11 protein-coding genes are annotated in these 14343 nt (G+C 69.2%); 4 read left to right on the forward strand and 7 right to left on the reverse strand.

The window, feature by feature from the left end:
* Positions 1-9 precede the first annotated feature (9 nt).
* Genes IE173_RS12680 through IE173_RS12695 form a run of 4 tightly spaced genes read left to right on the forward strand, consistent with a single transcriptional unit; the run spans position 10 to position 4293 of the window.
* Positions 10-1650 (forward strand): fucose isomerase, encoded by a 1641-nt coding sequence (locus IE173_RS12680; protein WP_191283876.1) that lies wholly within the window; start codon positions 10-12, stop codon positions 1648-1650.
* Positions 1643-3115, forward strand: coding sequence for an FGGY-family carbohydrate kinase (locus IE173_RS12685; protein WP_191283878.1), 1473 nt, complete (start codon positions 1643-1645; stop codon positions 3113-3115). Before IE173_RS12680 ends, IE173_RS12685 begins: the two co-directional genes overlap by 8 nt.
* A 58-nt stretch (positions 3116-3173) precedes the next feature.
* Complete coding sequence (locus IE173_RS12690) at positions 3174-3854, forward strand: endonuclease/exonuclease/phosphatase family protein (protein ID WP_191283880.1); 681 nt, start codon at positions 3174-3176, stop codon at positions 3852-3854.
* Between the two features lie 7 nt (positions 3855-3861).
* A complete protein-coding gene (locus IE173_RS12695; protein WP_191283882.1) occupies positions 3862-4293 on the forward strand; it encodes a GIY-YIG nuclease family protein in 432 nt (143 codons plus the stop codon).
* Here the strand turns inward: IE173_RS12695 and IE173_RS12700 are convergent.
* The 7 genes from IE173_RS12700 to serA form a co-directional block, all read right to left on the reverse strand.
* Positions 4286-5059 (reverse strand): isocitrate lyase/PEP mutase family protein, encoded by a 774-nt coding sequence (locus IE173_RS12700; protein WP_191283885.1) that lies wholly within the window; start codon positions 5057-5059, stop codon positions 4286-4288. The genes IE173_RS12695 and IE173_RS12700 overlap by 8 nt on opposite strands.
* 35 nt (positions 5060-5094) lie before the next feature.
* On the reverse strand, positions 5095-6402 hold the full coding sequence (locus IE173_RS12705; protein WP_191283886.1) for a sugar ABC transporter permease: 1308 nt from the start codon (positions 6400-6402) through the stop codon (positions 5095-5097).
* Complete coding sequence (locus tag IE173_RS12710) at positions 6399-7151, reverse strand: ATP-binding cassette domain-containing protein (protein ID WP_191283887.1); 753 nt, start codon at positions 7149-7151, stop codon at positions 6399-6401. The genes IE173_RS12705 and IE173_RS12710 overlap by 4 nt, the downstream gene beginning before the upstream one ends.
* A gap of 136 nt (positions 7152-7287) precedes the next feature.
* On the reverse strand, positions 7288-8337 hold the full coding sequence (locus IE173_RS12715) for a sugar ABC transporter substrate-binding protein (protein ID WP_191283888.1): 1050 nt from the start codon (positions 8335-8337) through the stop codon (positions 7288-7290).
* A 92-nt stretch (positions 8338-8429) separates the two neighbouring features.
* Entirely contained in the window at positions 8430-9773 is a 1344-nt protein-coding gene (locus IE173_RS12720) for an MFS transporter (RefSeq protein ID WP_191283889.1), read from the reverse strand.
* 8 nt (positions 9774-9781) lie between these two features.
* Positions 9782-12709 carry an alpha-mannosidase gene (locus IE173_RS12725; protein ID WP_191283890.1) on the reverse strand — a complete coding sequence of 976 codons (2928 nt, stop codon included), beginning with the start codon at positions 12707-12709 and terminating at the stop codon, positions 9782-9784.
* Positions 12710-12733: 24 nt separating this feature from the next.
* Complete coding sequence (gene serA / locus IE173_RS12730; protein ID WP_191283891.1) at positions 12734-14326, reverse strand: phosphoglycerate dehydrogenase; 1593 nt, start codon at positions 14324-14326, stop codon at positions 12734-12736.
* Between the last annotated feature and the right edge of the window lie 17 nt (positions 14327-14343).

A 14343-nucleotide genomic window follows, 5' to 3' on the forward strand; every position in this document is an offset into this window, starting at 1 on the left:
AGCTCGTCGATGCCCACGCCTTACCTTCTTCCCCACATCGCCCCCCGCCCGCAGGCGGTCCCCCAGACGGCGTGGCTGATCTCGAGTGGCGATCTCCGCGAGGCCCCCAACCGTTCGGGATGGGCCACGCAGGTGAAGATGGAAGACGCGCTCGCCCGGGCGTTCGGCGACCTCGGCTGGAAGATCCAGCGCGCCAACCCCGTCGAACCGGCCACCGGGCACGGCTTCATCTCCAGCCAGAGGATGGGCCTCGAGGTCTTCCGGGCAATCCCTGCCGAGGCGCCGCTCATCGTGGCCGAGTCGGTGTGGCAGTACAGCCACCACGTGCTGGCGGGACTGCGCACCCACCGCGGCCCCATCCTCACGGTCGCGAACTTCGAAGGCGACGCGCCGGGTCTGGTCGGGCTGCTCGGGCTCAACGCCGGCCTGACCAAGATGGGCACGCCGTACTCGACCATCTGGAGCGTCGACTTCACCGACCCGTGGTTCCTCGACGGGATCCGCAGCTGGGTCGAAACCGGCACGATCGTGCACGACGCCTCGCACGTGCACGCACTGCCAGCGCTGCCCGACTCGCCGGAGCGGCAGCTCGGCGACGCGATCGCCCACCAGCTCGTCACCGACAAGGCCATCTTCGGCGTGTTCGACGAAGGTTGCATGGGCATGTACAACGCGATCATCGACGACGAGTTGATGAACGCGCTCGGCATCTACAAGGAACGCCTCTCGCAATCCGCCCTCTGGGCCGAGATGCTGCGCACGCCCGACGACGAGGCGCGGGCGGTGGTCGACTGGCTCACCGGTCGGGGCATGACCTTCGCCTTCGGGTCCGACGAGGCGACCGAACTGACCGAGGGGCAGGTGCTGCTGCAGGCGAAGATGTACATCGCGCTGCTGCGCATCGCCGACGATTACGGGGTCGACGCCCTCGGCATCCAGTACCAGCAGGGGCTCAAAGACATCTGCCCGGCGTCGGACCTCCCGGAGGGCCTCATCAACAACGTCGATCGGCCGCCGGTGACGAGTCGCGACGGGTCTCGTGTGCTCTGGGAAGGGCGAGCGCTCCCGCTCGCCAACGAGGCGGATGAGGGGGTCGCGATCGACGCGCTCGTCACCAACCGCGTGTGGGAGGCGATGGGCCTCGACCCGGCCACGACGCTCCACGACGTGCGGTGGGGAGAGGAGTACGACGGAGAATTCGTCTGGGTCTTCGAGATCTCCGGATCGGTGCCGCCCTCGCACTTCGCGGACGGGTACGCCGGTGCGCGCGGATGGCGCCAGAATCCGATGTACTTCCCGCTGGGCGGCTCCACGATCAAGGGAGTCTCGAAGGCCGGAGAGATCGTCTGGTCGCGGGTCTACATCGAACGCGGAACGCTGCACCTCGACATCGGACGGGGCCGGGCGATCGACCTCCCCGCAGAGGAGACGGAGCGCCGGTGGCAGGCGACCAACCCCGAATGGCCGATCATGCACGCCGTGCTGAGCGGGGTCACCCGCGACCAGTTCATGGCCCGGCACAAGGCCAACCACGCCCAGCTCGTGTACGCGCCCGACGCCGAGACCGCCGCCCGTGCGTTGACGGCGAAAGCAGCCGCCTTCGCCGCTCTGGGGGTCACCGTGCACCTCATCGGCGACACGGGTGTCTGACGCAGTACTCGGAGTCGACGTCGGCACCTCGAGCACCAAAGGCGTGCTCGTCGGACTCGACGGGGTCGTGATCGCGAGCGCGATCCGGGAACACGAGGTGTGGCGCCCGAACCCCGGGTGGGCCGAGATGCCGGCCGAGCTGTGGTGGCAGGAGTTGACGTCGATCGCGCGAGAACTCACCGGCGAGCACCGGGTACGCGCCGTCGGCGTCAGCGGGATGGGTCCGTGCGTCGTGCTGACCGACGCGGAGGGCATCCCGCTCCGGCCGGCCATCCTCTACGGAGTCGATACGCGCGCGATCGAGCAGATCGCGCGCATGACCGCCGAACTGGGTGACGATCAGATCGTCGCCCGCGGCGGGTCGACGCTCTCCACTCAAGCGGCCGGCCCGAAGATCGCGTGGGTCGCCGAGAACGAACCCGACGTGTTCGCGCGTGCCCGGCGGCTTTTCATGCCCGCGAGCTTCCTCGCCTTCCGGCTGACCGGCGAGTACGTGCTCGATCACCAGTCGGCGAGCCAGTGCAATCCGCTGTACGACTCGGCGGCACTCGCTTGGTACCGGCCCTGGTCCGATCGGGTCATGGGCGGCATCCCGTTGCCTCGGCTCGTCTGGGCCGACACGGTCGTGGGCGGCGTCACGGCGCGGGCCGCCGCGGCGACCGGCCTGCCCGAAGGCATCCCCGTGGTCGCGGGAACGATCGACGCGTGGACGGAGGCGGTCAGCGTCGGCGCCCAGAACCCGGGCGACCTGATGTTGATGTACGGAACCACGATGTTCTTGGTCAACACGGTGGCCGAGCGGGCCTCGGCTCCGGGTCTCTGGGGAACGGTCGGTGCATTCGAGGGCACCTACAGCCTCGCCGGCGGCATGGCGACCTCTGGGGCGATCACCGGCTGGCTGCGCGAGCTGTTCGGCCGGCCCGACTACCCGTCGCTGTTGGCGGAGGCTGCCGCGTCGGCACCCGGCGCGAACGGCGTGCTGATGCTGCCCTACTTCGCGGGCGAGCGCACGCCGATCGCCGACCCCGACGCGCGCGGCATGATCGTCGGGCTGACCCTCTCGCACACCCGCGGTGACCTCTACCGGGCGGCGCTCGAAGCGACGGCGCTGGGAGTGCGGCACAACATCGAGGCGTTCCGGGCAGGCGGTGGGACGATCGACCGGGTCGTCGCCGTGGGCGGCGGAACCCAGGGCGACTTGTGGACCCAGATCGTCTCGGACGTCACGGGCCTCACGCAGGTGGTCTGCGCGACGACCATCGGCGCGAGCTTCGGCGCCGCGTACCTGGCGGCCTCCTCGATCGCCGACGTGCACATCGATGCGTGGAATCCGGTGGAGCGGATCGTGCGACCGCGCGCGGAGCTGCGCGACGTCTACGCCGAGCGCTACGAGCTCTACCGTCGCCTCTACCCGGCGACGATGTCGATCGCCCATGCCCTTGCTCTGAACCCGACCGCACCCTGAGGGGCGTGAGTTCGACCCCCGTCGCCCAGCTTCGTCCGAGCGGGCTTAGCGTGGAGGGGTGCGCACGCTCAGTTACAACCTCGAGAAGCACAAGGCCGCGGGAGAGCTGGTCGCCCTCACCGAGCGGTACGACCTCGACATCCTCTGCCTGCAGGAGGCGCTGACGACGGCGCTGCCCTCCGAGCTCGGGCCGCTGCACCTCGCCGATTCGACGCACCGCAACCGGCTGGGTCTGGCGATCTACCACCGCCGCGACCGCTTCGAGTCGCTGGAGACCAAGGCGTTCGCGCTCAAGAAGGGGTGGCACGACCGCATCGCGTCGCCGGCGCACGAGCGGCTGCTGGCGGCGCGGCTTCGGGATGTCGAGCACGACCGCGAGTTGCTCGTCGCCTCCTTCCACGCGTCGCCCCTCACGGCGCTCAACTCGCTGCGCCGACACCAGATCGCGTCAGCTCACCGGCTGCTCCGCGAACTCGGACCGGGCCTGCCCACCCTCATGGTGGGCGACTACAACTACCCCCTCGGCAAGGCGAAGCTCGGCACGCGGATGCTCAAGGGCGGCTATGACCTCACCCTGAGCGACTCGCGCACCTACACCCGCTACAAGGTCGTGCGCGGGCACTTCGACTTCGCGACCTCAGCCGGCATGGAGATCGAGAGCGTCGAGACCCTGCCGCGCGGCGGGTCGGATCACCTGCCGATCGTCGTGACCTCCAGCTACCGGGTCCCGGCAGCCTGAGGGCACGGTGCCCGAACTCGAGTCGCCGTGCCGGGTCTGCGGATCGCGTGACGGCATCCGCACCTCGGCGGGGCAGGAGTGCGCGGTGTGCGGCTGGCCGGTCGGGGAGTACATCGATCCCGGGCTGCCGCTGCCGCGCGTCGACGTCGTCTACTACCTGCGGCTCGGGGAGCGGGTGAAGATCGGCACGACGTTCAACCCGAGGCAGCGGTTCGCCGCCCTCCTCCACGAGGAGGTGCTCGCGTTCGAGCCGGGTGACCGCGCGGTGGAGAAGCGCCGGCACGTCGAGTTCGCCGACGACCGGCTCGGCACCTCGGAATGGTTCGCGCTCACCCCGCGGCTGCGCGCCCACATCGAGGCGCTCGCCGACGGGCGCGACCCGTGGCACACGCATGCCCGCTGGCTGAGCGAAGCGCTCCGCCGACGCGGGGTCAGTTGAGCGGCGGGGTGTCCTCAGGGATGACGCCGGTGCCGTAGAGGTCGGTGCCGAGGTCGCGCAGGGCCCGCAGCGCGACGCGCTGGGGGAGCGGGCCATACGAGATGCGGGCAACGCCGAGCGCCTCGTACTCGGCGGCGGGCAGAGCCGTGGGCACCCCGATCACCGAGACCTTGCCGCGGCCGATGCCGGCGACGAGCTGCTCGACGACCTCGCGCTGGTGTCCGCCGGGCACGAACACCAGGGCGGCGCCGTTGTCGAGGAACGCCTTCCCGCGCGCGATGGCTTCGGCGATCTTCTGGTCGCGCGGGATGTCGCCGCTGCGCGGCGTGAGGGCATCGGTGCGGGCGTTGAGCTGGAACGCGACGCCCTCCTTCTCGGCGGCGGCGGTGATCGCGGCGACCCGCGCGACCGCCTCGTCGAACGGGCGCATCCGGTCTTCGACGTTCGCCCCGACGATGCCGAACCCGATCGCGCGGCGGATCGTCTCCGCCGGGTCCTCGTAGCCGTCGTCGAGGTCGGCGGTCACCGGCAGGTCGACGGCTTCGGCGATGATGCGCGCGCCGTCGAGCGCGATGTCGAGGGGCATCCCGCCGTCGGTGAACCCGCGGCTCGCCGCGATCGAGTGCCCGGCGGTCGCGATCGCCTTCGTGCCGGGCAGGTCGGCGATCACCTTCGCGCTGACCGCATCCCACACGTTGACGACCCGCAGGATCTCGGGTGCTTCGTGCAGCGCCTTGAGCGCCAGGGCCTTCTCGTTCGTACTCATCCCCCGAGGCTAGCTCGGCTGCCTTCGCGGAATCGTCAGGTGCGCAGTACCGAGCCGCCTGCGCGCTTGCGCGATACGGCGTCGACGGTCGCCGCGAGGATGAGCACCCCGCCGGTGACCGCGTAGTTGACGCCGGCCGGCAGGTTAAGCAGGCCGAGGCCGTTGGTGATGACGGCGATCACCAGTGCACCGACAGCGGCATGGATGAGGCGGCCGCGCCCGCCGAACAGGCTCACCCCGCCGACCACAGCTGCGGCGACACCCGACAGCACGAGGTCGCGACCGGCAGTGGCATCCACCGACCCCACCTTCGAGATCGAGAACAGCCCCGCCACGACCGCAAGGCTCGAGCAGACCATGAACGCGGTCCAGCGGATGAACACGATCTTGACACCGGCGCGGCGTGCGGCCTCGGCGTTGCCGCCGATCGCGTAGATGTAGCGGCCGTACTTGGTGCGGTCGAGCACGAAGGTGCCCGCCCACAGGATCGCGAGCACGAACGGCACGACGATCGGCACGCCCTGCACCACGTTGCCGCCGACGGTCTCGCCGTTGAGCACCGTGCCGGCCTGGCCGCGGTTCTCGTTGAGCCGGAACACCGCGAAACCCCCGATCAGGAGGATCGCGGCGAGCTTCGCGAAGACAAGGGTGACCGTGCGGTTGGGAACCCCCGCGCGGGCGCGGCGGGCGCGGTCCCAGAACGACGTGGTCGCCGAGACGATGAGCACGACGGCGAGCAGCACCCAGCCGGCCCAGACCGGGAGGTTCTTGTTCTGGATCGCGATGATCTCGGGGATCTGCACCCGGTAGAGGCCGCCCGAACCGATCACGATGAGCTGCACCCCTTGGAGCCCGAGGAAGAGGCCGAGGGTCACGACGAACGAGGGAATGCCGACTTTCGCTACGAAGAACCCGATGAAGGTGCCGATGCCCAGGCCCACCGCGAAGGCGACCACGAGCGCCACGATCCAGTTGAGTCCCTGCACGTTGACGAGCACGATGAAGATGCACATCGAGACGCCGGCGGTGACGCCCGCCGACAGGTCGATCTCGCCGAGCAGGATGACGAACACGAGCGCCATGCCGAGCATGACGAGGGTCGCCGCCTGCGTCATCAGGTTGGCGAAGTTGCGGTCGGTCATGAAGAACGGGCTGAGGAACGAGAACATGACGCTCAGCACGATGAAGCCGCCGACGGCGGGGAGAGCGCCCATCTCGCCGCCGCGCACCCGCTGGAACCACGCGGTGATCTGGTCGCGCAGGGAGCCTTCCTGTCCGCTGCCGATGAGGTCGGTCGGCGCCGGCACGTGCCCGGTCTCGGTGCCGTCGTGCTGGTAGCTCATGCCTTGGCTCCCTCGAACGTCTTCGTTCCGGTGATGTAGCCGACGACATCGTCGCGGGTGGTCTTCGAGGTCTCGAGCTCGGCGACCATCTGGCCGAGGTAGAGCACGCTGATGTAGTCGGCCACTTCGAAGACGTCGGCGAGGTTGTGGCTGATGATGATGACCGCGACGCCCTGTTCGGCGAGGCGCTTGACGAGGTTGAGCACCTGCTCGGTCTGCGCGACGCCGAGGGCCGCGGTGGGCTCGTCGAGGATGACGACGCGGGCCTTCTTGAGCACGGCGCGGGCGATCGCGACCGTCTGCCGCTGGCCGCCGGAGAGCGACGAGACCTTCTGGCGCACCGACTTCACGGTGCGCACCGAGAGGGAGCGCAGCGTGTCCGACGCCTCCTTCTCCATGAGTCCCTCGTCGAAGGTGCCCCACTTGGTCTCCTCGCGGCCGAGGAACATGTTCTGCACGATGTCGAGGTTGTCGCTCAGCGCGAGGTCTTGATACACGACCTCGATGCCGAGGGCAGATGCCTGGCGCGGCGTGTGCAGCGCGACCTCTTCGCCGTCGAACTTCACGCTGCCGGAGTCGTACGGCTGAACGCCGGCGAGCCCCTTGATGAGCGTCGACTTGCCGGCGCCGTTGTCGCCCACGAGAGCGGTGACCTTGCCGGGATACGCCTTGAGATCGACGCCCTTGAGCACGCTCACGGGTCCGAAACTCTTGACGATCCCCGTCAACTCGATGATCGGCACATTCATGCCTGGGTTCCTTTCGAACGTCGTCGTCCGCGCTTGACGCGACCGTACACCTGAGGGGAGCGAACCGGGGCTCCGGGCTCGGCCTTTCGGCCTGGCCCGGAGCCCCGGTCCTTCACTGGATCAGTGCGTCACAGGATCAGGAGATCCCGTACTCCTCGCACTTGGCGGCGACGTCACCGGTGCACAGCTCGGCCACATCGGCGTCGCCGGCGTCGACGACATCCTTCACCTGCTCCGGCCCGACGAGCACCGGGGTGACCGCGATGTACGGCGTGCCGTCCTCGAGCTCCTGGTCGGCCTCCGGGGTCTCGCCCTTGAGCAACGCGACGGCGGTCTCGACCGCGGCGTCGGCCTCGAGCTTCACCGGCTTGTAGACCGTGGCGGTCTGCTTGCCGAGGAGGACGTTCTGCAGACCGGCGATCGAGGCGTCCTGACCCGAGACCGGAACGGTGAGGCCGTTCTTGTCGAGGATCGTGATGACGCCCGCGGCGTTGGTGTCGTTGGCAGCCCACACGGCGTCGACCACACCACCGAGCGAGGTCAGCGCCTGCTCGAAGTTGGTCGCCGACTTGTCGCCGTCCCAGATTCCCGGGGGTTCGGCGGCCGGCGTGATGCCGGCGGCTTCCATGACGCTCACGGCGCCGTCGCGGAACATGGCGGCGTTGCCGTCAGCCGGGTCGCCGCCCATGTAGACGACGACGGCGGTTGCCGGGTCTTTGCCCGCGGCTTCGAGACCGTCGACGATCGACTGCCCCTCAAGCGCGCCGACCTGGAAGTTGTCGAACGACACGTAGTAGTCGGCGCCCTCGATCGGACGGTCATAGGCGATGACCGGGATGCCTTCGCCCGATGCCTTCTCGGCGACGGCGACGGCGGCTCCCTGGTGGTCGACGAGCAGCATCACGCCGCAGCCCTGGGTGAGCTGCTGGTCGGCGATGGTGGCGTACTTGTTGGTGTCACCCTGCGCGTTCTGGATGTCGACCTCGAAGCCGGCGGCTTCGAGACCTTCCTGCAGGTACTTGCGGTCGAGCGTCTCCCAGCGGGGCGACGACGCGGCGTCGGGCAGGATGACGCAGGCGCGCGTCGCTCCAGCGTCGCCACCGCCGTCCCCGCTCGTACAGCCAGCCAATGCGATCGCCGAGATTCCGGCCATCGCGACGACGGAGATCAATGAAGCACGCTTCACGGTTCTCCCCTTCTTCATCGAAAGTGAGGTGACCCCTCGTGGTACCCCGTCGTCATCGGCGAGGTATTCCCAGTTTTGTCGCGAGGACGAACTTATTCGGTAACGCTTGGGTAACGTTCTGATTCGAGTCGATACCGCCAGAACGGGATCGCCGAGAGCAGGCACGATGCGGCGGGAACGAGGGTGATCGCCAGCCAGACGATGTTCTGTTCTTCGGGTGTCCCGATACCGCCCCCCTCGTACCCGGCGATCACGACGAAGATGCCGAACAGCAGCACCGAGAGGGCGCTCATGACCTTCGTCACGAAGGTCAGCGTCGCGAATGAGATGCCGTCGTTGCGGATTCCCGTGAGATCCTCGGCGCGGTCGACCGCATCCGCGATCATCGTCGTCTGCGACACCAGGAAGACGCCGAGCAGCAGCCCGGTGACGAAGATGAACGTCGTCAGCACGAGGAGGTTCTCAAAGCCCACGAAGTACAGCGCGACGTAGACCGCGGCGCCCGCGAAGCAGGTGAACAGGATGAGGGTGCGCCCGGCGAAGCGGCGCATCAGCAGCGGGGTCGTCAGCGATGCGGTGATCATGCCGAGGATGATGCCCGCGCCGACGATCGTGAACACCGCCTCGTCGTCATAGACGACGACGACGAACACCGCGCCACCGGCCTGCACGACGTACCGACCGGCGCCCAGAACCGAACCGGCGAGCACCGAGAGCAGCGGCTTGTTCGCGAAGAGCGCCGCGAACAGTTGCCGGAAGGTGAGCGGGTCGGTCGTGATCGCCTTCTCGCGCGGCACGAAGAACGCGAGCAGGAAGACTCCCATGCCGAACCCCGCGACCACGATCACCGCGAGCGTCCAGCCGCCGGCCGTGGTCTCGGGGCCGAAGCTGAGCAGTCGGGCGAGGTACGGCATTCCGAGGGTGGCGAGGCCGAGCGAGATCGCGCCGAACGCTCGCACGTTGCCGATCACCCGGGCGCGCGACTTCTTCTCGGGGAATGCCGACCCGATCAGCCCCCAGAGCGGCACGTCGCAGGCGGCATAGACGAGTCCCCAGATGAGGTAGCACACGGAGAAGTACCAGAGCTGCGCGGGCTCGTCGGCATCGGGCACCGCGAACAGCAGCACCGAGAAGATCGCGACGGGTGCAGCGGAGAACAGGATGAAGGGCCGCAGCTTGCCCCACCGCGTACGGGTCCTGTCGATCAGGCTGCCCACCACCGGGTCGGCGATCGCGTCGACGATGCGGGCCACGGTGAGCACGCCGGTGACGACCGCGATTCCGGTGGTGCTGAACTTCGCATACTCCACCAGGTAGAACAGCAGGAAGGTCGTCACGGTCGCGTAGACGAGGTTCTGCCCGAACGCGGCGGTCACGATCGCGACGCTCTGCGCCCGGCGGCTCGGGTCGGGGCGGGGGGCTCGGCTCGTCGTCATCGGCGCGCTCATGTCTGCTCCAGGTGGATGGTCAGGATCTCGAATGGGCCGAGTTCGAGTCGGTCGAGGTCGGCGGGATGCTGGGGTCGCTCGAGCAGGTCGGTGACCGTCGCGCGCGTGTGAGGGATGGGCGTGCTCAGGGCGGTCACGGCCGTGCGACCGAGGCTCTCGTACATCCGCACCACCACCCCGTCGCCGTTCTCGGCCGGCTTGATGGTCTCGATGATGACACCCGGGTCGCTCGTCGCCGCGAAGGAGCCCAGCGACACCCCGGGCTCGATGCGCAGCGGGTTGTTCAGCCGGTATCCGTCGCCGATGACCGACGTGAGGTCACCGGCCGCGAACGGCCGGAACGCGTAGGCGAAGGAGTGCGCGCCGCGGTCGGCGGTCTTGTCGGGGAAGGTCGGCGCGCGCAACAGGGTGAGCGACAGCAGCCCGCGCTTCGCCCGATGGCCGTACTTCGAGTCGTTGAGAACCGCGAAACCTCCCTCGGGGGTGTCGGTCGCGATCCACTTGTGTGCGCAGATCTCGAACTGCGCCGTCTCGACCGGACCGTTCTCGGTGGTCGGGCGCTCGATGTGCCCGAACTGGATCTCGCTCTTCGACGTGTCGCCGTAGTGCGTGGGCCGGAAGTCGGCGCGCAGCATCCGGTGGCTCTCGTGCCAGTCGACGCGCGTCTCGAACCGCACCAGGTCGCTGCCCGCCTCGAGGATGACGCGCTGCTCGATGCGCGACCGGCCGAACCGGAACACGTGGGTGCGCACCGCGGTCGGGCCGTCGACCGCGCTCGACACCGTCGCCGGACGCAGCACCCGTGGTCGCCGGCGGAGGTAGCCCTGGTCGATGTCCCAGGCGTCCCACGGCCACTGGTAGGGGTCGCGGTGCAGCACGAGCCGGTTGAGTCCGTCGCGGGCGTGCTCGGTTCCGGTGGCGTCGAGGCACGACACGATCTCGCCGGTCGCGCCGAACGTCAGCGTCAGCGATCCGTTGCCCAGCCGGTCGCCGTCGGCGACCAGTTCGGGGTGCGCATCGGCCGGCTCGAGGGTCGCGGCGGCGTAGGGGTCGACCCGCGCGCGGAACCACGCGTCGCCCACCCGCACATGCTCGTCGCGAGGCACCCCGGTGAGGTTCAGCGCGGCGAGCTCCTCGCCCGAGTGGGGCAACTCGCCGAGGCGCGCGTCGGCGTAGTCATCCAGCTCGGCGGCGATCCGGGTGAACTCGGCGACCGTCTCGCGGGTGACCCGGGCGATCGAGGTGCCCGGAAGGATGTCGTGGAAGTGCTGCAGCAGCACGTCGCGCCAGTGCTGCTCCAGCTCGTCGCGCGCCGGGCGGTCGGTGATCGCGGCGAGGGCCTCGGCCTCGTGCAGCTTCCGCTCGGCGATGCGGTTGTGCTTCTTGATCTCCGCGTTCGTCGTGTAGGTGCCCTGGTGGGCCTCGAGGTAGAGCTCGCCGTCGAACCGGTGCGTCACGTCGAGCGTCTCGAGTTCGCGGAAGAAGTCGTCGGCCCGGGAGTACTCGAGCTTCGGCAGGCCGCGCAGATCGTGTTCCCGACTCGTCAGCTCGAGATGGATCTCGCCCGGCCCGCCGCCGCCGTCACCCGAGCCGTAGACCAGCAGCGCCGTTCCGAGATCCCTCTCCGGGTTGCGCTTGAGCCCGAGCAGCATCCCGTCCGCTGCAGCGCGCGAGTTGTAGTCGCCCTCGGGCGGCATGTGCACGAGCACCGTCGAGCCGTCGATGCCGGCCCAGTGGAAGGTGCGGTACGGGTGGTTGTTGACCTTGTTCCACGCCAACTTGATGGTTTGAAACCAGTCCATCCCGCTCTTCCTCAGGATCTGCGGCAGCGCGCCGGAGTACCCGAAGGTGTCGGGCAGCCAGCACAGCCGCAGCTCGTCGTCGGTGAGCCCGAACTCCTGCTGCAGGAAGCGGCGTCCGACGACGGCCTGGCGCACGAGCGACTCGCCGCCGGGAAGGTTGGTGTCGGTCTCCACCCAGAACGAACCCTGCAGCTCGAGGCGTCGGGAGGCCACTGCGGCCCTCATCCGCCGGTAGAGATCGGGATGCCGCTCCTTCATCCAGAGCATCTGCTGCGGTTGCGAGGTGCCGAAGATGTACCCGGGATGGTCGTCGATCGTGGCGAGGGCTCGGCTGTAGGTGCGGGCGGCCTTGCGCTGGGTCTCCCGCAGCGGCCAGAGCCAGGCCATGTCGAGGTGCCCGTGCCCGACGGCGCTGTAGGCGAAGTCGTCGGTCGACGGGTGCGCGAGCGGCACGGCGAGCACCGCTCGAGCGCCCCGGATGTCGCCGGCCTCGAAGTCCGACCAGGCGGCGTCGAGGCTGCGGCGCAACTCGCGCGACAGCGTCGCGTCGTCGGTGGCGTGAGCGAGCAGGGTGAGGGTCAGGTAGTCGTAGTAGAGGCCGAAGGCCGCGTCATCCCGAACGGCCAGGTGCGCACCGTGGAACCTCCCGCGGCCGACCGGGTAGATGATGAAGCCGTTGTGCGCGACGTCGGCGTAGAGGTCGACGCGGCCGCTGCTGAAATCGACGTGACGCACCGGGCGGAATCTGCCGGCACTGTGCGGCAGGTCGCCCTGCTGGAACACCGTGGTGACGGCATCCACGATCTCGCCGCCGGGGGAGTAGACCAGCCCCTCGCCGCGGATGCCGAGCATCACGTACGGGCGCTCGACGCCCTCCGGCACCTCGCCGGTGAGGCGCAACCAGGCGCATTCGAGCACCCCGCCCCAGGAGTCACCGGGCCGGATCGGGCGGAACGCGCCGTGCGGGATCTCGTCGAAGGGGATCGGTTCGGCGCTCGCAACGACTTCGGCGTGCAGCGAGCCGACCTTGCGGTAGATGCCGCGCCGCATCCGCAGCAGGCGACGGAACTCGCGCGGTTGCTGCGCGGTGAACCCCAGAAGCCATTCCGCGTATCGACGCACGCCTCAAGGATGTCCTATCGCGCCTTACAGGTCGACGATCTCCACCTGGCGCAGTACGGAGGCGTCGACATCCCGCTGGATGCCGGCGAGCAGCTCGTCGGGAACCGCGGAGTCGAGGGTGAGCACCGAGAGCTGGTCGGCACCGCGCCCGCGGCGGGCCATCTGCATGCCCGCGATGTTGATGGCGGCATCCCCGAGGGCCTTCGAGTAGATCGCGACGATGCCGGGGCGGTCGGTGTACTCCATGACCACGAGGTGGCGCGCCATCGGAACTTCGAGGTCGTAGCCGTTGATCTCGGTGATCTTCTCGGCCTGCTTCGTGCCGGCGAGGGTGCCCGAGACCGAGAGGCGCGTGCCGTCGGTCGCGGTGCCGCGGATGCTGAGCACGTTGCGGTAGTCCTCGGCGACCGGGTCGGTCACGAGTCGCACGGTGATGCCGCGCTGCTCGGCGAGGAGGGGGGCGTTGACGTACGAGACGGTCTCGGTGACGGCCTGCGAGAAGACTCCCTTGAGTGCGGCGAGACGCAGCACGCCGACCTCGAGTTCGGCGATCTCGCCGCGCACCTCGACGTCGATCGACTGCAGCGGGGCGTCGGCAAGGCCGGCGAACAGCTGACCCAGGTGCTCCATGAGCGGGATGCCGGGACGCACGACCGGGTCGATGACCCCACCGGCGACGTTGACGGCATCCGGAACCAGTTCGCCGTCGAGCGCGAGCCGCACCGACTTGGCGACCGAGACGCCCGCGCGTTCCTGGGCCTCGTCCGTGGAGGCGCCGAGGTGCGGCGTCACGACGATGTTCGGGGCGGAGGTGAGCAGGTCGTCGGTCGGCGGCTCCGACGTGAAGACGTCGATGCCGGCGCCCGCGATCTCGCCGTCGCGCAGCGCCGCGGCGAGGGCTGCTTCGTCGATCAGCCCGCCGCGCGCGACGTTGATCACGAAGGCCGTCTTCTTCATGCTCTTCAGTTCGGCCGCGCCGATCATCCCCGTCGTCTCGGGGGTCTTCGGCATGTGGATGGTGACGAAGTCGCTCGTGCTCAGCAACTCGTCGAGCGGCACCAGGGTCGCCCCGATTTGCAGGGCACGCGCCTCGGTGACATACGGGTCGTAAGCGACGATCTCGACTCCGAACGCCTGCAGTCGGGCGGCGATGAGCGCACCGATGCGGCCGAGGCCGATGATGCCGACGCGCTTCTCGTACAGCTCGACGCCGGTGAACTTCGAGCGCTTCCATTCGCCGGCGGCGAGGCTGGCATGGGCGGCGGGGATGTGGCGGGCGAGCGAGAGGATGTGGCCGATCGTCAGCTCGGCGGCGCTGATGATGTTCGAGGTCGGGGCGTTCACGACCATGACTCCCGCGGTCGTCGCGGCGGCGATGTCGACGTTGTCGAGGCCGACGCCGGCCCGGGCGACGACCTTCAGGTGCGGCGCGGCGGCGATCGCTTCGGCATCGATGTGGGTGGCCGAGCGGATGAGCACGGCATGCGCGGTGGCGAGCGCCGCGAGCAGCGCCGGCCGGTCGGTTCCGTCGACGTCACGGATGTCGAAGTCGGTTCCGAGGGCGTCCACCGTTGCGGGGGAGAGTTCTTCGGCGATGAGCACGATCGGCTTGGGCACGCAGCGGTTCCTTCCGG

The organism is Pseudolysinimonas yzui (assembly GCF_014653215.1).
GTDB classification, from domain to species: Bacteria; Actinomycetota; Actinomycetes; order Actinomycetales; family Microbacteriaceae; genus Pseudolysinimonas_A; species Pseudolysinimonas_A yzui.